Source organism: Enterococcus sp. CSURQ0835 (assembly GCF_902706605.1).
GTDB lineage: Bacteria > Bacillota > Bacilli > Lactobacillales > Enterococcaceae > Enterococcus_A.
Genome location: NZ_CACSLH010000009.1, coordinates 39,397 through 58,849 on the forward strand (window position 1 = coordinate 39,397; position 19,453 = coordinate 58,849).

A 19,453-nucleotide genomic window follows, 5' to 3' on the forward strand; every position below is an offset into this window, starting at 1 on the left:
ACGACACATGGTCAATGAAACTATTTAATTTTACGACGACGCACGATAAGTTTGTCTGATGCCGCTTTTTTGCTCCGAGTTTTGTAACCCAATGTAGGTTTGCCCCAAGGAGACATTGGTGATTTCCGTCCGACTGGTGCTTTACCTTCACCACCACCATGTGGGTGATCGTTAGGGTTCATTACGCTACCACGAACAGTTGGACGTTTACGCATCCAGCGAGAACGACCAGCTTTACCGATGTTGATCAATTCGTGTTGTTCATTCCCAACAGAACCGATTGTTGCACGGCATGCAGCTAAGATCATGCGAACTTCGCCTGAGTTTAAACGTACTAAAACGTATTTGCCTTCTTTACCAAGTACTTGAGCGCTAGCGCCTGCTGAACGGATCAATTGTCCGCCTTTACCTGGTTTCATTTCGATGTTGTGAACCACTGTACCAACTGGGATGTTTGCTAGTGGTAATGTGTTCCCAACTTTGATATCTGCATTTGGTCCAGAAACAACGGTCATGCCTACTTGTAAGCCTTTAGGGGCTAAAATGTAAGCTTTCACTCCGTCGGTATAATGAACTAATGCAATATTTGCTGAACGGTTTGGATCGTATTCGATCGTTTGTACCGTAGCTACCACATCATCTTTATTTCGTTTGAAATCGATGACCCGGTATTGACGTTTATGACCGCCACCTTGATGACGGACAGTGATACGACCGTTGTTGTTACGACCTGCGTTATTTTTCAATGGTTGTAACAATGTCTTTTCAGGCGTTGAAGTTGTGATTTCAGCAAAATCAGAACTCGTCATGTTACGACGACCATTTGTGGTAGGTTTGTACTTTCTAATCGCCACGTCTATTCCCTCCTATTTATTCAGATCTTGCCTTATTCGGCAGCTTCGAAAATTTCGATGGTTTTTGAATCTTCTGTTAACGTCACGATTGCTTTGCGACGTTTTTTAGTAAAGCCTTGGTATTTACCCATGCGTTTCGCTTTTGGTTTCGCATTTAGAATGTTTACGTTTTTAACTTTAACGCCAAACGCAGCTTCAACGGCTTGTTTAACTAAAGTTTTATTCGCACGAGTGTCCACTTCGAAAGTATATTTCTTTTCATCCATGTCTAACATCGATTTTTCAGTGATCACCGGGCGTTTAATTACGTCTAGTAAATTCATTATGCAAGCACCTCCTCAATTTGAGTAAGAGCAGTTTGCGTTGCTAAGATTTTTTCATTAGCGACTACATCAAGTACAGTTACGTTGTTTGAAGTTGTAACAGTCACGTTTGGTAAGTTGCGAGCTGAAAGAGCTGCGACTTCGTTTTCTGTTTCCAAAACAACCAATACTTTTGAATCAATTGACAAGTTAGTAAGTACTTGTTTGAATTCTTTTGTTTTAGGTGCATCGAAGCTTAATGCATCAACGGCAACCAAGTTATTTTCAGCAACTTTATCTGATAAAACAGATTTAATTGCTAAGCGACGAACTTTTTTAGGAAGTTTGTAGCTGTAAGAACGTGGTGTTGGTCCGAAGACAGTACCACCTCCACGCCATTGTGGTGAACGGATTGAACCTTGACGGGCACGACCAGTACCTTTTTGGCGCCATGGTTTACGACCACCGCCTGATACAGCGCTACGGTTTTTCACCGCGTGTGTTCCTTGTCTTAATGAAGCACGTTGCATGATGATGGCATCATAGACAACACTTTCATTAGGTTCGATTCCGAAGATTTCTTCATTTAATGTGATTTCACCATTTTTAGTTCCATCTTGTTTGAATAATGCTACATTTGGCATTCCTTAGTTCCTCCTTTCCTTTAACAATTATTTAGCTTTAACAGCCGATTTGATTGTGATCAATGATTTTTTAGCGCCGGGGACATTACCTTTAACTAAGATAACGTTACGTTCAGCATCCACACGAACGACTTCCAAGTTTTGGATCGTTACGCGATTGCCGCCCATCCGACCAGCTAAATGTTTATTTTTAAATACACGGTTAGGTGCAACAGGACCCATAGATCCAGGACGACGATGGTAACGAGAACCGTGAGCCATTGGGCCGCGGCTTTGGCCATGACGTTTGATAACGCCTTGGAAACCTTTACCTTTAGTCGTTCCGGTTACATCAATGATGTCTCCAGCTTGGAAAGTATCAACTTTCACTTCTTGTCCTACTTCATATTCTCCTAGCTCAACATCTCTGAATTCTCGAATGAAGCGCTTAGGAGTCGTGTTTGCTTTTGCAACATGACCTTTCGCAGGTTTGTTAGACAAAACTTCACGCATATCTTGGTAACCTAATTGCACAGCTTCATAGCCGTCTGTTTCCATTGTTTTCACTTGTAAAACAACGTTTGGTGTTGCTTCAACGACTGTTACTGGAATTAATTCGCCAGATTCAGTGAAGATTTGAGTCATTCCCACTTTTTTCCCTAAGATTCCTTTGGTCATGATTACACCTCCAGTTTAATTATTATAGTTTGATTTCAATGTTTACACCTGATGGTAAGTCTAGCTTCATTAAAGCATCAACTGTTTTTGGTGTTGGGTTCACAATGTCGATTAGACGTTTGTGAGTACGCATTTCGAATTGTTCGCGTGAATCTTTGTATTTATGCGTCGCACGGATTACAGTGTACAGACTGCGTTCGGTTGGTAATGGAATTGGACCTGACACAGAAGCTCCAGTTCTTTTTGCAGTTTCGACGATTTTATCCGCTGATTGATCTAAAATACCATGTTCATACGCTTTTAAACGGATACGAATTTTTTGTTTTGCCATCTTTGTTCCCTCCTTCGCCTATTTTAGAAAGTAGACATAGCTCCACGAAAATTTTCCGTCACGCTCGTCCATGGCAAAGCGTCCGGGCGTGTCGCAACCTCTCGTTTCATAGCCGATGGATCTAAGTGAGACCCACCTGTGCGTTTATTCTTTGTAAACAGCACCTTTATGATTATAGTATATTAGAACAGCGATTGCAAGACCTTTCTGTTGGAAATTTCGATGACTTTCAACTTTTTTTCATTTCATTTTTTTCGAAGTGGCTGAACTATTTTGCAAACGTAAGCCGATGGAAAAACTTTCCTTCTATTATATAGCTGATAAATCCGATCCACACTCACCTGATGTAGCTAATCAAATTGCGATCGCTTCGATTTACGCAACGATTGAAAATCAATTCTAAGCTATTTACTGATCAGAAAAAGATTTCTATAAATAGCGGCGCCAAGCTCGAAATTTTCGATTTGCTCATGTTACTCAACAGTATAACTAACGGCACAACTGATTCAATCAAAAAAAGAGCCGCTGAAATTCAGCGACTCTTTACGTCCGAGCATAATGTTAAATTAAAAGCAATTAAGCTAAGATTTCACTAACGACACCGGCACCAACTGTACGTCCGCCTTCACGGATTGAGAATTTCGTACCGTTTTCGATAGCGATTGGGTGGATTAATTCAACTTCCATCGCTACGTTATCACCAGGCATTACCATTTCAGTACCTTCTGGTAAATCAACGACACCTGTAACGTCAGTCGTACGGAAGTAGAATTGTGGACGGTAGTTTGTGAAGAATGGAGTATGACGTCCGCCTTCTTCTTTAGTTAAAACATAAACTTCCGCTTTAAATTTTGTATGAGGAGTGATCGTACCTGGTTTAGCTAATACTTGGCCACGTTCGATATCTTCACGAGCTACACCACGTAGTAAAGCACCGATGTTATCGCCTGCTTCAGCGTAGTCTAATAATTTACGGAACATTTCAACACCCGTAACAGTAGTTTTAGAAGTTTCTTCAGCGATACCGACAACTTCAACTTCATCACCAACACGTAATTGTCCACGTTCAACACGGCCTGTAGCAACAGTACCACGTCCAGTGATTGAGAATACGTCTTCGACTGGCATCATGAATGGTTTGTCAGTGTCACGAACTGGAGTTGGGATATATTCGTCAACTGCAGCCATTAATTCTAAGATTTTTTCTTCGTATGAAGCGTCGCCTTCTAAAGCTTTCAAAGCAGAACCAGCAATTACAGGAACATCGTCGCCAGGGAATTCGTATTCTGTTAATAAGTCACGAACTTCCATTTCTACTAATTCTAATAATTCTTCGTCGTCGACCATATCAACTTTGTTTAAGAAAACAACGATGTAAGGTACGCCAACTTGGCGAGATAATAGAATGTGTTCACGTGTTTGAGGCATAGGACCGTCAGCAGCAGATACTACTAAGATCGCGCCGTCCATTTGAGCCGCACCAGTGATCATGTTTTTAACGTAGTCCGCGTGTCCTGGGCAGTCAACGTGAGCGTAGTGACGATTTTCTGTTTCATACTCAACGTGAGCAGTGTTGATCGTGATCCCACGTTCGCGTTCTTCAGGAGCACCATCGATTTGAGCGTAATCCATTGCTGTACCGCCACCTTGTTTAGCAAGTACAGTTGTGATTGCTGCTGTTAAAGTTGTTTTACCATGGTCAACGTGTCCGATTGTACCAATGTTAACGTGTGGTTTTGAACGGTCGAATTTTTCTTTAGCCATTTAAAAATGTTCCTCCTAAAATAAATGAGTTAGTTGAATTTATTTGATAGGTCCACACTGTTAAAAAAACAGTGTGAGCCCATATCATCATTGCTTAATTTTACCTGAATCGCACCTGAAAAAACAAGTCTTTCTTGAAATCGAATCAGTCGAGTTAGACTTTTTTAAGAATTAACCAGCGTGTCCGCCATTTTTCTTAATGATTTCTTCTTGAACTGCTTTTGGTACAGCTTCATAGTGGTCAAAGGTCATCGTAAATGTACCACGACCTTGTGTTGCTGAACGTAGTGTCGTTGCATAACCAAACATTTCAGCAAGTGGAACCATCGCACGAACGACTTGTTGGCCGCCAGCCCGAGCCTCCATACCTTCAACGCGACCGCGACGAGCAGTTACGTGTCCCATAACATCACCTAAGTAATCTTCAGGGATCACGACTTCGACTGCCATGATCGGTTCAAGGATCGCTGGATCAGCTTTTTTAGCTGCCGCGCGTAGTGCCATTGAAGCAGCCACACGGAAGGCAGTTTCATTTGAATCGACATCATGGTATGAACCATCGTAAAGTTTAGCTTTTACGTCGACCATTGGATAACCGGCTAAGACACCATTTTCCATTGCGTCTTTCAAACCAGCTTCAACTGCTGGGATGTATTCACGAGGAACGACCCCACCAACGATTGCATTTTCAAATTCGAAGCCTGCACCTTCTTCGTTTGGTGTGAATTCGATCCATACGTGACCGTATTGACCTTTACCACCAGACTGACGTACAAACTTACCTTCCGCTTCCGTACCTTGACGGAATGTTTCACGGTAAGATACTTGTGGCGCACCAACATTAGCTTCCACTTTGAATTCACGACGCATCCGGTCAACGATGATATCTAAGTGAAGTTCACCCATACCAGCGATGATCGTTTCGCCTGTTTCAGTATTCGTTTCAGCACGGAACGTTGGATCTTCTTCAGATAATTTTTGTAATGCAATGCCCATTTTATCTTGGTCAGCTTTTGATTTAGGTTCAATCGCGACTTGGATAACTGGTTCAGGGAATTCCATTGATTCAAGGATAACTTGTGATTTTTCGTCACATAAAGTATCCCCAGTTGTTGTATCTTTCAAACCAACAGCAGCGGCGATATCTCCAGCGTAAACTTCAGAGATTTCAGAACGTGAGTTAGCGTGCATCTGTAAGATACGACCAACCCGTTCACGTTTGCCTTTTGTTGCGTTTTGAACGTATGACCCTGATTCTAAGACACCAGAGTACACACGGAAGAATGTTAGACGACCAACATAAGGGTCCGTCATAACTTTAAATGCTAAAGCTGAGAATGGAAGGCTGTCGTCAGCTGGACGAGCAACTTCTTCATCAGTTTTAGGATCGATCCCTTGGATAGCAGCAACATCTAATGGTGAAGGCAAGTAGTCAATGACTGCATCTAGCAATAATTGAACCCCCTTGTTTTTGAAAGCAGAACCACATAAAACTGGGTAAAATTCAACGTTAACCGTTGCTTTACGGATACCAGCTTTTAGTTCTTCTTCAGTGATTTCTTCACCTTCTAGATATTTCATCGTAAGATCTTCATCAGTTTCTGCAACAGCTTCCACTAATTTTTCACGCCATTCTTCTGCAAGTTCTTTGTAGTCTTCAGGAATGTCGGTTTCTTCGATTTCAGTACCTAGATCGTTCGTATAGACTTCGGCTTTCATTTTTACCAGGTCAATGATCCCAGTAAAGTCGTCTTCTGCCCCGATTGGTAATTGGATCGGATGTGCATTAGCTTGCAAACGATCATGCAATGTCCCAACAGAGTACAAGAAGTCAGCACCGATTTTATCCATTTTATTGGCAAACACGATCCGTGGAACACCGTAAGTCGTCGCTTGACGCCAAACTGTTTCAGTTTGCGGTTCAACCCCAGACTGAGCATCCAAGACAGTAACGGCACCATCTAACACACGCAATGAACGTTCAACTTCAACTGTGAAGTCTACGTGCCCTGGTGTGTCGATGATATTGATCCGGTTACCTTTCCATTGTGCGGTAGTCGCAGCTGATGTGATCGTGATACCACGTTCTTGTTCTTGTTCCATCCAGTCCATTTGGGAAGCACCTTCGTGAGTTTCACCAATTTTATGGATCCGGCCAGTGTAGTACAAGATACGTTCAGTAGCAGTCGTTTTACCAGCATCAATATGGGCCATGATACCAATGTTACGAGTGTTTTCTAAAGAAAAAGCTCTTGGCATTTCTTCTGTTTCTCCTCTCTTAATTAAAAATACACGTTAGTTCTATTTTACGTGGGAAAAGACCCACATAAAAGAGGATCTTACCAACGATAGTGAGCGAATGCACGGTTGGCTTCCGCCATTTTGTGTGTGTCTTCGCGTTTTTTCACAGAAGCGCCAGTGTTGTTAGCAGCGTCCATGATTTCTTTAGCTAGGCGTTCTTCCATTGTGTGTTCGCCACGCAAACGAGCGTAGTTCACGACCCAACGAAGGCCTAAAGTTGTACGACGTTCAGGACGAACTTCAACTGGGACTTGATAGTTAGAACCCCCAACTCGGCGAGCTTTAACTTCCAAAACAGGCATAATGTTTTCCATTGCTTGTTCGAAAACTTCTAATGGATCATTACCTGTTGATTCTTTGATTGTACCAAATGCGTTATACACGATATTCGCAGCGATACCACGTTTGCCGTCAACCATTACGCGGTTGATCAAACGAGTTACTAGCTTAGAGTTATACATAGGATCTGGTAAAACATCACGTTTTGCAGCAGCACCCTTACGACTCATACGTAACTCCTCCTTCCGAAAATATGTCTTTATCTAGTGTTTCTAGCTTAATGTTTATGCTTTAGGTTTCTTAGTACCGTATTTAGAACGGCTTTGTTTACGATCGTTAACGCCGGCTGTATCTAGCGCACCACGAACGATATGGTAACGTACCCCTGGTAAGTCTTTTACCCGGCCGCCACGTAATAACACGACACTGTGTTCTTGTAAGTTGTGGCCAATACCTGGGATATAAGCTGTTACTTCGATTAAGTTAGACAAACGTACACGGGCATATTTACGTAAAGCTGAGTTCGGTTTCTTCGGTGTCATAGTACCCACACGTGTGCAAACCCCACGTTTTTGTGGTGAGTTCACATCCGTTTGCGCTTTTTTAAAGCTGTTATATCCTTTATTCAATGCTGGTGAATTTGATTTCTCCACCTTTGATTTACGAGGTTTACGTACTAATTGATTAATTGTAGGCATCCCTTGTTTCCTCCTTCCTCGATTTGCTTTTCTAGTCCCACACATCCTGGTGGTTCCTTTTTAAGCAATAAAAAATAATGCATCGATCTGCATTCTCTATCAAGCGTACCTTGACACAGTCAGCACGTCTCATGTTGAGAGACCTGTTCACAAAGCACCTCAGATAGCATATCATGATTCATTTAACGTGTCAACACGATTCTTTTCAGTTTTTCCCGGGATTTTCACCGAACTATTCTATCTTTTTTTTCAACAAGCGTTTACAATAAGTGTAACTTAGTAGAAGGTGGGATTTTTTACATGAACTTAAAAGAAGTTGTCGGCTTGAAAGCCGCTGAATACGTTAAAGATGGAATGATCGTCGGTCTCGGAACGGGTTCGACTGCGTATTACTTAGTCAAAGAACTTGGTCGTCGCGTCAAAGAAGAAGGCTTGCAGATCACAGGTGTCGTCACCTCTTCTAAAACAGAAGCACAAGCTCGTGAACTTGGGATTCCATTGAAAAAAATCGATGAAGTCGAAGCAGTTGACTTAACGATTGACGGAGCTGATGAAGTTAGTGCGGATTTTCAAGGGATCAAAGGTGGCGGTGCAGCGCTATTATTTGAAAAAATCGTTGCCACGTACTCAAAAGATTGCATCTGGATCGTCGATGAAAGCAAAATGGTCGATCAACTAGGAAAATTCCCGTTACCTGTTGAAGTCATTCCTTATGGCAGCCATAATTTATTCCGTTTATTTGAAGCAAAAGGTTACCAACCGACTTGGCGCAAAACTGACAACGATGAAATTTTGACCACAGATGGCGGACATTACATCATCGACTTACACCTCGAAGCTATCGAAAATCCAAAAGCTTTAGCAACTGAATTGGATCATTTAGTTGGAGTTGTTGAACACGGTCTATTCATCGATATGATCTCTAAAGTAATCGTCGGAACCGAAGCCGGCGCAAACGTAATCCCCGTCACCCACGCTTAACCCCTCAGCTTTTTGTTAAATTTCTCGTCTAAGAATGGAAATCTCTGTAGAAACATTGTACAATGAGTGCGGAATTGAAAATTTCAGAAACTTTACTTAAAGGAGAATGCACATATGCCAAAATTAGTTTTTTCTCGTCACGGGCTTAGCGAATGGAACCAAAAAAATCTTTTCACTGGTTGGGTCGACGTTGATTTAGCGCCAGAAGGTGTTGAAGAAGCCAAAGAAGGCGGACGTAAAATCAAAGAAGCTGGCATCGAATTTGATGTAGCTTACACTTCTGTTTTAACGCGTGCCATCAAAACTTGTAACTACATTTTAGAATACTCAGATCAACTTTGGGTTCCTCAAATCAAATCTTGGCGCTTAAACGAACGTCATTACGGTGCGTTACAAGGCCTAGATAAAAAAGCGACTGCTGAAAAATATGGTGACGAACAAGTTCACATCTGGCGTCGTTCATACGATACTTTACCTCCACTATTGGATGCATCTGACGAAGGTTCAGCTGCAAAAGACCGTCGCTATTCAATGTTAGATCCACGCGACGTTCCTGGTGGTGAAAACTTAAAAGTAACGTTAGAACGGGCATTACCTTTCTGGCAAGATCAAATCGCACCTGCTTTACTAGACGGAAAAACAGTTTTAGTTGCAGCTCACGGTAATTCACTACGCGCTTTAGCAAAACACATCGAAGGTATTTCAGATGATGACATCATGAATCTTGAAATCCCAACTGGTCAACCATTAGTTTATGACTTGAACGATGATCTAACTGTTGCGAAAAAATACTATTTATAATTTTTAACGTCCATAAAAGCCGCATCTAAAAATTGGATGCGGCTTTTTAATCCGTGCCAACCATTCAGTCAATAAAAAAATGTTCTGAAGACGGTAATGTCTTCAGAACATTTTTAGTTACTCTTCTTTTTTCTTCCGTTCGACACCAAACAGTCCGGCAAGACCGATCAACATCGCACCTAACAAACCGAAGTGATTTGTTTTTTCACCTGTTTGTGGGTAAGTTTTTTCGCCCGCGACCAATTGTTTTTTCGCTTGTTGGCCAGTTAACACTTGGTCGACTGGTGTGGCTGCGTGAGCTACTTCAACCGGTGTCTTGTTGGATTGCACAGGTGTTTGAGCAGTCAGCGCATTACCTTTTTCAGTTGCAGGTGTCGTGGTTAATGGCGTCGCTACATTCGTTGTAACTTGCGGCGTATCAGTCGTTGGATTGCTTTTGGGTGTATCCGGTACCGCTGGTTGAGCTGGATTTATTTTAGCGTAACTGAACGTGATCTCAATCGGCGTATCCGTTAAAGTTCCCGTCAAGGCACCCGTTACTTTAGTCAATACATAACCTGCGATTGGTTGCTCTTTAACCGTGTATTTTCCACCAACAGTTCCCGTGATCGTTTGATCTGGTAAAATCGGGTTGCCTGTGTTGTCGTGGTAGTGGACGACAACTGTTCCTTGGTTAGTAGCTGGTGCATCTGCTTGATAAACATACGTCACATCAAGCGGTTGGGTAGTGATTTGTCCGCTTGCTTCACCGAGAATATTTTTCAAATGGTAGCCCGCGATCGTCTTCATAGCTGTCGTATAATCATTGCCGACATTTCCGGTGATGACCACTGCTGGTTGCAAAGCTGTTCCATTTTGATCTTGATAGTGAACTGTTACCGTTCCTTTTGAAATATCAGGACGTTTATCTGGCGTGTAAACATAAGTTACTTCGATTGGATCTTTCGTGTACGTGCCGGTTGCATCGCCATTGACCCGAGCCAACCGATAATTTGCAATCGTAGCTGCTTGAGTCGAGTAAGCAGTGCCGACTTGGCCATCTAAGATTCGATCAGCTAATAACAGTTGACCCGCTTCATCTTGATAATGCACGACGACTGTTCCTTGCGCTGCTTCAGGTGCGTCTTGCGCATACACATACGTAACATCGATTGGATCTTTTGTGATCGTACCATTAGGGTTTCCTGTAACTCGTACAAAATGATAGCCACTGATCGTTGCTTGATCTGTTGTATATGGATCGCCAACATTTCCAGTGATGACTTGGTTCGGTAATAATGCTTGGCCCATTTCATCGTGGTAAGCGACAGTGACCTGACCTTTTTGTGATTCGGGTTGACTATCTTTCGCATAAATATAAGTGACCGTGATCGGATCTTTTGCGATTTGGCCTGTCCGGTTTCCCGTTACACTTTGTAAATGATAGCCGGTAATTTGAGCGACACGATCAGGATACGCAGCACCCACGTCACCGCTAAAAGTTACGGGTTGTAGTAATTCATTCCCTGCAGCATCTTGATAGTAATAAGTGACCGTTCCGATTTGGATCACTGGTACGTCTTTTTTATACGTAACCGTTGTTTGTTCATCGGTCGGTTGCGTGCTACTTTGAGCTGGCGTGAAGTTGACTTGGGTTTGATCGGGCGTATAGCCATCGATCGTTGGCACTTGGAACGTTACGCTAGACTTACTTGGTGTATATGTCATTTGGCCAGAGACTAGATCTTTCACCGCTTGCCAAGTGAGTGTCGTCGTTTCTGGTTGCGGTGTTTTGTCGTCAGCCCCAGTGAAATTCACAACGTAATTATTTTGAACGGTGCTCGTTTGCATTTTATGCGTTAAGTAGATCGTATAGTTGTTGGGTTTTGTGGCATCCGTTGAAAGAAGCACACCTTGAGCAAAATCATCAGAATCAAATTGATAGCCGTTAGCTAGATAATCTTTGATAGCTGCATCTTTGTCAAAAGTACTTTGGGTTCCCGCTTCCCCTTTCAAACTAGGATCTGTCGCATTCGTGATTAAAGTCAATTCTTGATTGGTCGTTTTATCTACGACTTTGACTTGGGCATAACCGGCTTGGGTATAAAGAACATAAACGGTTTGATTTGAATCAATGAACGGAATCTCCGTTGTCCCAGTTGCAAGTTTCGTCCAAACTTTTCCATCATTTGAAGTCAAGATTTCCTTGATCGTCAAATCAGGGTAGTCTTTCACTAAATCTCCTACTACGATTTGATTACTTAAATTCCCAGTAATCGTTTGATCAGGAACAGTCGTACCATTTTCTACGACGGGGGTATTTTTTGGTAAGTCAGTTGGATTTTGCGGCGTGCTGTTAAGATCGATCACACCATATTTAACATTGACATTCCAATCTTTCACTAAAATAAACGTGTAAGTCGGTGTCGTGTCACCAAATTTTCCAACGTTACTGACCAAATCAGCTTGCTTCGTCGCAAGATCTTTTAATTGACCCGTGCCATCTAAAATGACTGGCTGACTCCCAGCTTGACCCGTATAAATCACATACTTTCCTTCATTCGTCACGGCTAACAAATGATAGTTAGATTGACTTAAGAAACTATTTAAAGTTTTAACCGTTACAGGGTCATCAATCAAATCAAAGGAACTACCTAGCCCCCCTGCTAAAACAGAGCCGGGTGCGATCGTGATTTGTTTACCATCGGCTTGCAACAATTGATAGTTGACTTTGACGTTGCCGATGCCTTGTTTGTATTCATAAGGTTGGATGAACCAGCCAGTAAAATCAGAACTTGGATCGACCCAATTAACTGTAAAGGCACCATAATGTGTAGCATCAGGCGTTAAAATATTTTCCCAGCCGACTGTCGTTTGGTTGACACTGCTACCATCAGCATTACTTGGATAAGGCGAAGCATATGTGCCAGCTCCATCATAAGGCGCGACAGGAACGTTTTGAGCATTCAAATCTTTAACGATAAAAGAAGGTGTTTCAAAAGTCGTCGTACCATCTTTTAAAACGATAGGTTGCAACAATAAGTGTTGATTTTTATAACTAGCTTTTAAAGCTGGATTGCGATTGGTTTGTAATGGCGAGATATCCGCAATTTGGTTATAGCTTAAATTCAACTGTGTCAAATCAGGTTTTTCCGCTAAAGCTGAGACATTATCGATTGAAAACATCGGTAAATTCACCGTTTGCAATTGATTTAGATTTTTCAACGCTGAGATATCAAACAGATTCCCATTTTTAGTTGCAGTTCCCCAACGAAGAGCATTGGCTTCATAAGTTGGCGCGATGGAAAGTGTCTTGAGACCCGTCGCATTTTGTAAACCTTCTAATGAGTACATTGCCATTAACGCATTGTAATACGTCGTGACTTGTTGGTAACTGCCACTGCCAGTGATTTGTTTAGCCGCACTGGAAGATAAATTTTGCAGTTGTGCTAAGTCATTTTTAGTGAAATTGGCCCGAAAGTCATTGATGGTGGCATATTTATCTGCGTAAGCCGAGTCCCAAAGTACATATTGAAACGCGTAATCAGGCATCCATTCATCAATGTAATATTGACCGGTCGTCGCATCTTGACCTTTGGCATCCATCGCGATTTGATTAGCGTAATCACTGTCTTGCCAAGCGTGAGCTCCACTAACTTGATTTAAAGCAGGATGGGTATATGACCATTGCATCGCTGCCGTATTGGAAATATTAAATTGCGGACTACCAGGTACTTCGTTAGCCGATGCAACCGCAGCTAGTTCCAAGTCAGCCAATTGTAACGCGTCACTTTGAACAGGTGTCGCTTCAGCTGGTTCGCTTTCACTAGTAGTGGTCTTAGCAACTACCGCTGAATCAGTTGGAGCTGAGGCTGTTTGATTTGACGTAACGTTCGTCACTGGATTTTGATTTTGAATACCTTGAGTAGTTGGCGTCGGTTCAACTTCAGCATTACTTTGATTAGGTACGACCGTTTGAGCCGTCGATTCATTCGTTGTCGATACAGCAGATGGAGCAACTGGAGCAACTGGCGTAGTGGCTGTTAAATCAGTTGAACTAGTTGTAGTTTTGTCAGTTGTTGCTGTCGTTACTGTTGATGATGTTGGTTCAGTAGTGGTAGCAGACACTGCTGGTTCTGTTGGCGTTTGAACAGCTAGCATTTGCGCTTCATTTGTAGCAGTTGGTGTTTGCACAGTTGGTTGTTCAGTCACTGGAGCTGGCGTTGGATTTGTCGTAGTCGTTACAGTATCATTTGCTGGCACTTCAACTGGCGAGACAGTTGTTGATTGCGGTTGGACTGTTGCGGCTGGTTGCGTTGATTGAGTTGTTTCTGATGGATCAGCTGCTGTGGCAGATCCGGCAGTCGGCGCAACTACTTGGGTTGAAACAGTTTGTTCAACCTGAGCTTTTGGTGCGACAGTCACTGGTTCATTTTGTGGTGTAGCTTGTTCCGAAACGGCCGGGCTGGCAGTCGTTGTAGTCGTTTGAGCTGCAGAACTTTCAGTCGCTTGCGTTGTTAGTGTGGTTGATTGCTCCGTCGTGGAAGCTTCCCTGGTTGCGTCTGCAGTGCCCGAACTGGCCGCTTGTAATGTAGCAGCTATAGTTGTGTTTGAAGTTTGATCGACTTCAGCAGCTTGAACTGATTGACTGTTTAACGTCGTGACAAAAAAGACACCACTAACGACCGTAATTCCAACGGCTACCCATTGTTTTTTCTTTTTTCTCAATTTGTAATGAACTGTCTTTTCAACCATTTCATTTCCTTCTCTCCTGGATTTCCTTCTGACTCTTTCTCACAAAACGATTATAACGCGTTGAATTTAGATAGAAAGAAATAAGGTGTCAAATTCAACCTCTACATTCTTCAAAAAAAGTTTGTTATTTGAATATGAGTTTCAAATAAATGGTCAGCCAGTTTTTTTGGTTTTTAATTTCAAATTTTGTTCTTTTTATACTCTGTTTCAAAAATGCTTTGACCAAACTAAAAAGTCTTTCGCATTTTTTATAAAAAAATTCCATAAAAAAGAAGCCCCGCAGGACTCCTTACTCATGATTTAAAAAACTAGCGACTTTTGTAGCGATCAAATCAATCGCGACATGATTCTCGCCGCCTTCGGGTACGATAATGTCAGCGTAACGCTTCGTCGGTTCGATAAACTGATGGTACATCGGTTTGACCACGGTCAAATATTGTTCGATCACAGAATCTAGCGTGCGGCCGCGTTCTTCCATATCGCGTTTGATCCGACGAATGATTCGAATGTCATCATCCGTGTCGACGTAAAGTTTGATATCCATTAGATCCCGCAAACGTTCATCTTCTAAAATCAAAATTCCTTCTAAGATGATAACTTCTTTTGGCTCTTGAATGATCGTCGCTTCACTTCGCGTATGCGCTACATAATCATAGACCGGTTTTTCGATTTCTTCATAGTTCAATAAGCGTTTGACATGTTCGATCAATAGATCCGTGTCAAAGGCAAACGGATGATCGTAATTTGTTTTCAGCCGTTCTTCAAAGCTCAACTCACTTTGGTCTTTGTAATAAGAATCTTGTTCGAGCATCATGATGGAATGATCGGGAAAATGATTGTAAATAGCACGGCTGACACTGGTCTTGCCGCTACCGGAGCCACCGGTAACGCCGATGATGATGGGTTTGTCGTTCATGGATACGTTGACCTCTTTCTTATACAGTTTGGGATAAAAGTTTCGGAAGCTGCGCTAAATGTTGAATTTGATAAGTTGGATTGATCTCAGTAGCTGGTGCTTGTTGCGGATTGAGCCAGATCGTATCGATCCCGGCATTTATGCCACCTTTGATATCGGATGTCAGTGAGTCGCCAATGATCACCGTTTCGTTTTTGGAAAAATTCGGGATCGCCGCAAAGACTTTAGTAAAAAATTCTTTCATTGGTTTGTTGACTCCTAGCTCTTCTGAGATGAAGATAGCTTTGAAATAAGGTGCCAAACCAGATTCTCGCAAGCGTTGGCGCTGGGTCACACCGACACCGTTTGTCACCACGTAAAGATCATAGTCTAGCGCTAATTGTTTGATCACCGCTAGACTATCTTCATACAAGTCGTGGCCCTCATTCAAATACTTGCGGTAACATTCCTCAACTGCAGGACCGTCGACTACTTTGTCATACTGGCTAAAAAATTTGTGAAAGCGCGTGTCCAATAATTCTTGCCGCGTCAACTGACCCAGTTCATATTCACGCCAAAAATTTTGATTCATCGTCTGATAGGCCTGTTTGATTGCAGGTGTCAGTGGCACGCCCATATCGTGGAATAACCGTTTTAAAGCTTGATCTTCTGCTGCTTTAAAATCTAACAGCGTATCATCCACATCAAATAATAAAGTGTGATAATGCATCGTTTTCCTTCTATCTAAAATATTTTTTTAACGCGCGTAATTCTGATCTTTCTAATGGGCGATAATCCCCCAGAGCAAGGTCTTGCGGTAATTCAAGTGGTCCCATTTTAATGCGCGTCAAGCGAGTCACTTTTTTCCCACAAGCTAAAAACATTTTTTTGACTTGGTGAAACTTGCCTTCGTTGATGGTAAGTAAAACAGCTGAACTTTTTTCAGTCGCACTCAAGATGACCAATTCGGCGGGTTGGCAGCGCGTCCCATCTAAAAAACAAATCCCTTGTTCAAAAGCGTGCACGTCAGCTATCGTCACTTTTTCATTGACTAAAGCATAATACGTCTTTTGGACTTTCAAATCCGGTTGCAACAAGTCGTAACCTAGTTGCCCGTTATCGGTCAAAAGTAATAAGCCACTCGTATCACGATCCAACCGACCTACCGGGTAAATAGCTGGATTAAAATCAGCTGGCCGTAACAACTGCGTTACCGTTTGGAACCGCGAATCTTTTTTAGCGGTGACGACACCAGCTGGTTTATGCAATAAAAAATAATGCGCGTCAGTCGTCAAGCGTGTACCCGCGACGATGATCTCATGTAGTTGGCTATCGACATTCCGGTTTTGTTTTTGCTCGACCTGGCCATCGATTAAAACTTTTCGCTGTTGGAACAAACGTTTCAGCTCTTTGCGGGTCGTGGAAAGTTTTTCTTCTATCAGCTTATCTAAACGCATAAAAACTCCTTTATGTACCTCGCACTATTATACAAAACTGACTGCTGAATGCAAACCCAAAAAAGGCTATTGCTTGACGAAAGTTGAAATTCGCGTTAGGGTTATAAGGTAAAGTGAATAGGATTTCTCATACACAGCGTAATGACCTGGTAGAGAAAGTTGAATGACGACTTTTTTAAGGACAGCTGGTTTAGGCTGTCTTTTTGCGTATTTCTGCAAATACCTCGTGCTGAGAATAACCCGTCACTTAAAAAAGCTATCTGAAAACCAACAGATAGGCACATTTTAAGGAGGAATTTGGTTATGGCAGTAACATTGAATGTTGAAGAAAGAGCAACTCGTCCCCGCGCACTACGAAACAAACTTCGTCACGAAGGAAAGATCCCTGGCGTAGTTTATGGTTATGAAATCGAAAGCACACCGATCTCAATCGATGCGCGTGATTTTTCAAAACTATTACGAGAAAACGGAACCAACACCGTGTTCACAATGAGCTTGAACGGTAAAAAAGTAAATACATTATTACACCAAACTCAAACGGATACTTTCACTCGTCAATTGACGCACGTGGAATTCCTATCTGTTAACATGACAGAAGAAACTGAAGTCGAAACCGATATCGTTTTAGTTGGCGAAGCAGCTGGTGTCAAAGCTGGCGGTGTCTTGACTCAAACGTTGTATCAAGCAACTGTTTCTGCAACACCAGACAAATTGCCTGAATCAATCGAAGTCGATGTTGCAAACCTTGAGATCGGTCAAGCATTGTATGTTTCTGATCTAGCGAAAAATGACGACTACAAAGTCATCACTGATCCAGAAGAACAAATCGTTTCGATCCAAGAAGCACAAGAGATCCCTGAAGAAGAACCAGCTGAAGGTACCGAAGCTGAACCAGAAGTTATCGGTGAAAGCGAAAACGAAGGAGAATAATCACCTTCTTTCATCAATTCGTTGATGAAAAAAAGCGGCCGCTTGCGGTCGCTTTTTTTGACTTAACGTAAATCTTAGCAGCTAGATACTTTGAGCGGTTCCATTTTTTATTGAACTGTCCTTGCCTTCATTAGTAAATCTCACGCTGACTCCCTTGTAATTTTAACGAAAATACAAGTAGAATCATTTGTCATTTCCTGATTAATTCGATAAAATGTATCACTACAGGATGAAATTGATTGAGTTGTGAATCGATCGATAAAGGAGGGCCAAAAAATGTTTGAGACATTTGATTCAAATCGCAGTCGTTACGCCTCTGTTGGAGTGGTATCTAGTTTACCAGGTGAATTGATCGATAGTATTTGGTTCATCATTGATTTAGACCTGAAAGGCTTGATTCCTTTAAACAATATACTGACCTTTGATCTGATCAATAAAAAAGGTCATGTGACGATGCATTTTTCTCAAGAAGACAGCCAAGTGGAGATGGATATCGATCTTCCTTTCCTCTATTCTTCTGAATTTCCCACTGAAGTGTATGCTTATGATGACGGGAACCGTCAGACGATTCTTTTACCAAATGAAATCAGACAACGTTGATCAAAACCACGATTGGAAAAACTCAATCGTGGTTTTTTAATAGTGTCTTGGTATCGAGTTCCAACACATGATCCACGCGTTGCGCTGTTTTTGCGCGATACGCTTTGGCGCCACTTTCAAAAATAGCGTAGAATCGATCGCCTTCAACGGTGATCTGTTCTAAGTACGGCGGAAATTTGATTTTTTTAAATGCTGAAGCTGCCGTAAAACCAGCGGGAGCATGCTCTAGATCGATCACATAAACTTCCGAAGCATGATTGCCATAAGATTGAGCGAGAAACATATAGTGCTGATAATACGCGATACCTTGTGTTTTTTTCACGATCGTTCCTGTATCATCGGTCACTAATTGATTTTTAGGCTGCAACCCTTCCACCGAATTTTTTTCTTCTATTAAAGAGGTCAAATTCCCTTTTCGATCAAATGGATACAGTGCCAGTTCACCCCCGGCTTGCTTATCAAAATATCCCACAACTAAAAATGGATCCAAATACGAAAGTAACGATGCTCGCGGAATGTTGGGCAGGTCCAAGACTTTATCATATGTCACCGGAGCTTTTGGTGGTTGATTGCCCCAACGATTGATCGTTTTTGCCGAGATCGCTGAAATCGAAGCGTGGGCACCGTTTTCAGTCGCTAACCACAAATTATTATGTTTTTGCTCGTACATGATACCCCCTAAATGTGGGGTACCTACGACGGGGATCGTAGCGATCATTTGTTTTTTGATCCGATCCATCACATAAATGACTGAATTATGTTGGTGATCGTGACAATAAGCTGAAATAAAAATTTTGTCCCCTGAAACGGCTAACCCTTGCGGCGTCATTGCGTCACAAATTGCAGATTGCTGAGTCGCCACCGCAAAAGTCACCGTCTGCTTCAATCCCGGGACCGGTGTCAGCTGCTCGATCGTCGGAACTTTTTCGAGCGCTTCGGTAACTTGCGGATACTGCGTCAAAATTTTTTTCTGTTGCCTTTGATCCATCGTCTCGATCTTAGTCGTGATCACCGCTTTGTTTGGCACCGTCTTTTGAGTATGCTGCCAAATCAAAATAAGCGCTCCGATCACGACGGCTAAGCTACTAACTAAACAAATTTTTTTCTTCATCACGCTCTCCTCGCTTTTATCTTACCTAAATCTAGCTAAATTACAAAGAAAAAGGAAAATTGCTTTTTTTAACTTGCTAACTAACTGGCTTCTAGGTACTATCTAATAAGTTTG

At 42.2% G+C, this 19,453-nt stretch carries 18 protein-coding genes; 4 read left to right on the forward strand and 14 right to left on the reverse strand.

Annotation, left to right across the window (positions count from 1 at the left end):
* Positions 1 to 20: 20 nt before the first annotated feature.
* From rplB to rpsL, 9 genes are all read right to left on the reverse strand, one after another.
* A complete protein-coding gene (gene rplB / locus GVJ38_RS05590; RefSeq protein WP_159722191.1) occupies positions 21 to 854 on the reverse strand; it encodes a 50S ribosomal protein L2 in 834 nt (277 codons plus the stop codon).
* A 32-nt stretch (positions 855 to 886) separates the two neighbouring features.
* Entirely contained in the window at positions 887 to 1,177 is a 291-nt protein-coding gene (locus GVJ38_RS05595) for a 50S ribosomal protein L23 (RefSeq protein ID WP_159722192.1), read from the reverse strand.
* Entirely contained in the window at positions 1,177 to 1,800 is a 624-nt protein-coding gene (gene rplD / locus GVJ38_RS05600; protein WP_159722193.1) for a 50S ribosomal protein L4, read from the reverse strand. The genes GVJ38_RS05595 and rplD overlap by 1 nt, the downstream gene beginning before the upstream one ends.
* A gap of 27 nt (positions 1,801 to 1,827) precedes the next feature.
* Positions 1,828 to 2,457: a 50S ribosomal protein L3 gene (gene rplC, locus GVJ38_RS05605; protein WP_159722194.1), complete on the reverse strand. Its 630-nt coding sequence runs from the start codon at positions 2,455 to 2,457 to the stop codon at positions 1,828 to 1,830.
* A 22-nt stretch (positions 2,458 to 2,479) separates the two neighbouring features.
* The gene (rpsJ, locus tag GVJ38_RS05610; RefSeq protein WP_010756438.1) at positions 2,480 to 2,788 is read right to left on the reverse strand and encodes a 30S ribosomal protein S10; all 309 of its coding nucleotides are present in this window, start codon (positions 2,786 to 2,788) and stop codon (positions 2,480 to 2,482) included.
* Between the two features lie 576 nt (positions 2,789 to 3,364).
* Positions 3,365 to 4,552 carry an elongation factor Tu gene (tuf, locus tag GVJ38_RS05615; protein WP_159722195.1) on the reverse strand — a complete coding sequence of 396 codons (1,188 nt, stop codon included), beginning with the start codon at positions 4,550 to 4,552 and terminating at the stop codon, positions 3,365 to 3,367.
* A gap of 171 nt (positions 4,553 to 4,723) precedes the next feature.
* Positions 4,724 to 6,811: an elongation factor G gene (fusA, locus tag GVJ38_RS05620; RefSeq protein WP_159722196.1), complete on the reverse strand. Its 2,088-nt coding sequence runs from the start codon at positions 6,809 to 6,811 to the stop codon at positions 4,724 to 4,726.
* An 80-nt stretch (positions 6,812 to 6,891) separates the two neighbouring features.
* Complete coding sequence (gene rpsG / locus GVJ38_RS05625) at positions 6,892 to 7,362, reverse strand: 30S ribosomal protein S7 (RefSeq protein WP_159722197.1); 471 nt, start codon at positions 7,360 to 7,362, stop codon at positions 6,892 to 6,894.
* Positions 7,363 to 7,416: 54 nt separating this feature from the next.
* Positions 7,417 to 7,830 carry a 30S ribosomal protein S12 gene (gene rpsL, locus GVJ38_RS05630; RefSeq protein WP_137618747.1) on the reverse strand — a complete coding sequence of 138 codons (414 nt, stop codon included), beginning with the start codon at positions 7,828 to 7,830 and terminating at the stop codon, positions 7,417 to 7,419.
* Positions 7,831 to 8,130: 300 nt separating this feature from the next.
* Here rpsL and rpiA point away from each other — a divergent pair, with 300 nt between their 5' ends.
* Together rpiA and GVJ38_RS05640 are read left to right on the forward strand one after the other, a co-directional pair.
* Positions 8,131 to 8,811 (forward strand): ribose-5-phosphate isomerase RpiA, encoded by a 681-nt coding sequence (gene rpiA, locus GVJ38_RS05635; RefSeq protein WP_159722198.1) that lies wholly within the window; start codon positions 8,131 to 8,133, stop codon positions 8,809 to 8,811.
* Positions 8,812 to 8,925: 114 nt separating this feature from the next.
* Positions 8,926 to 9,612, forward strand: coding sequence for a 2,3-diphosphoglycerate-dependent phosphoglycerate mutase (locus GVJ38_RS05640; RefSeq protein WP_159722199.1), 687 nt, complete (start codon positions 8,926 to 8,928; stop codon positions 9,610 to 9,612).
* Between the two features lie 117 nt (positions 9,613 to 9,729).
* Here the strand turns inward: GVJ38_RS05640 and GVJ38_RS05645 are convergent, their stop codons facing one another.
* The 4 genes from GVJ38_RS05645 to GVJ38_RS05660 form a co-directional block, all read right to left on the reverse strand.
* On the reverse strand, positions 9,730 to 14,346 hold the full coding sequence (locus GVJ38_RS05645) for a MucBP domain-containing protein (RefSeq protein ID WP_159722200.1): 4,617 nt from the start codon (positions 14,344 to 14,346) through the stop codon (positions 9,730 to 9,732).
* 289 nt (positions 14,347 to 14,635) lie between these two features.
* Positions 14,636 to 15,262: a uridine kinase gene (gene udk / locus GVJ38_RS05650; RefSeq protein ID WP_159722201.1), complete on the reverse strand. Its 627-nt coding sequence runs from the start codon at positions 15,260 to 15,262 to the stop codon at positions 14,636 to 14,638.
* Between the two features lie 19 nt (positions 15,263 to 15,281).
* Positions 15,282 to 15,971 (reverse strand): YjjG family noncanonical pyrimidine nucleotidase, encoded by a 690-nt coding sequence (locus GVJ38_RS05655; protein ID WP_159722202.1) that lies wholly within the window; start codon positions 15,969 to 15,971, stop codon positions 15,282 to 15,284.
* A 10-nt stretch (positions 15,972 to 15,981) separates the two neighbouring features.
* Complete coding sequence (locus GVJ38_RS05660; protein WP_159722203.1) at positions 15,982 to 16,698, reverse strand: 16S rRNA pseudouridine(516) synthase; 717 nt, start codon at positions 16,696 to 16,698, stop codon at positions 15,982 to 15,984.
* Positions 16,699 to 17,001: 303 nt separating this feature from the next.
* On the opposite strand from GVJ38_RS05660, the gene GVJ38_RS05665 reads away from it, so the two are divergent.
* Together GVJ38_RS05665 and GVJ38_RS05670 are read left to right on the forward strand one after the other, a co-directional pair.
* Positions 17,002 to 17,628 carry a 50S ribosomal protein L25/general stress protein Ctc gene (locus GVJ38_RS05665; protein ID WP_159722204.1) on the forward strand — a complete coding sequence of 209 codons (627 nt, stop codon included), beginning with the start codon at positions 17,002 to 17,004 and terminating at the stop codon, positions 17,626 to 17,628.
* Positions 17,629 to 17,904: 276 nt separating this feature from the next.
* Positions 17,905 to 18,228 carry a DUF960 domain-containing protein gene (locus GVJ38_RS05670; RefSeq protein WP_159722205.1) on the forward strand — a complete coding sequence of 108 codons (324 nt, stop codon included), beginning with the start codon at positions 17,905 to 17,907 and terminating at the stop codon, positions 18,226 to 18,228.
* A 22-nt stretch (positions 18,229 to 18,250) separates the two neighbouring features.
* Here GVJ38_RS05670 and GVJ38_RS05675 read toward each other — a convergent pair whose 3' ends face one another.
* A complete protein-coding gene (locus GVJ38_RS05675) occupies positions 18,251 to 19,339 on the reverse strand; it encodes a hypothetical protein (protein ID WP_159722206.1) in 1,089 nt (362 codons plus the stop codon).
* Positions 19,340 to 19,453 lie beyond the last annotated feature (114 nt).

Excerpts from the sequence above, each read along its gene's own strand:
- GVJ38_RS05595 (WP_159722192.1), bottom strand. The coding sequence starts at position 1,177 with ATGAATTTACTAGACGTAATTAAACGCCCGGTGATCACTGAAAAATCG.
- rplD (WP_159722193.1), bottom strand. The coding sequence starts at position 1,800 with ATGCCAAATGTAGCATTATTCAAACAAGATGGAACTAAAAATGGTGAA.
- rplC (WP_159722194.1), bottom strand. The coding sequence starts at position 2,457 with ATGACCAAAGGAATCTTAGGGAAAAAAGTGGGAATGACTCAAATCTTC.
- rpsJ (WP_010756438.1), bottom strand. The coding sequence starts at position 2,788 with ATGGCAAAACAAAAAATTCGTATCCGTTTAAAAGCGTATGAACATGGT.
- tuf (WP_159722195.1), bottom strand. The coding sequence starts at position 4,552 with ATGGCTAAAGAAAAATTCGACCGTTCAAAACCACACGTTAACATTGGT.
- fusA (WP_159722196.1), bottom strand. The coding sequence starts at position 6,811 with ATGCCAAGAGCTTTTTCTTTAGAAAACACTCGTAACATTGGTATCATG.
- rpsG (WP_159722197.1), bottom strand. The coding sequence starts at position 7,362 with ATGAGTCGTAAGGGTGCTGCTGCAAAACGTGATGTTTTACCAGATCCT.
- rpsL (WP_137618747.1), bottom strand. The coding sequence starts at position 7,830 with ATGCCTACAATTAATCAATTAGTACGTAAACCTCGTAAATCAAAGGTG.
- rpiA (WP_159722198.1), top strand. The coding sequence starts at position 8,131 with ATGAACTTAAAAGAAGTTGTCGGCTTGAAAGCCGCTGAATACGTTAAA.
- GVJ38_RS05640 (WP_159722199.1), top strand. The coding sequence starts at position 8,926 with ATGCCAAAATTAGTTTTTTCTCGTCACGGGCTTAGCGAATGGAACCAA.
- GVJ38_RS05645 (WP_159722200.1), bottom strand. The coding sequence starts at position 14,346 with ATGGTTGAAAAGACAGTTCATTACAAATTGAGAAAAAAGAAAAAACAA.
- udk (WP_159722201.1), bottom strand. The coding sequence starts at position 15,262 with ATGAACGACAAACCCATCATCATCGGCGTTACCGGTGGCTCCGGTAGC.
- GVJ38_RS05655 (WP_159722202.1), bottom strand. The coding sequence starts at position 15,971 with ATGCATTATCACACTTTATTATTTGATGTGGATGATACGCTGTTAGAT.
- GVJ38_RS05660 (WP_159722203.1), bottom strand. The coding sequence starts at position 16,698 with ATGCGTTTAGATAAGCTGATAGAAGAAAAACTTTCCACGACCCGCAAA.
- GVJ38_RS05665 (WP_159722204.1), top strand. The coding sequence starts at position 17,002 with ATGGCAGTAACATTGAATGTTGAAGAAAGAGCAACTCGTCCCCGCGCA.
- GVJ38_RS05670 (WP_159722205.1), top strand. The coding sequence starts at position 17,905 with ATGTTTGAGACATTTGATTCAAATCGCAGTCGTTACGCCTCTGTTGGA.
- GVJ38_RS05675 (WP_159722206.1), bottom strand. The coding sequence starts at position 19,339 with ATGAAGAAAAAAATTTGTTTAGTTAGTAGCTTAGCCGTCGTGATCGGA.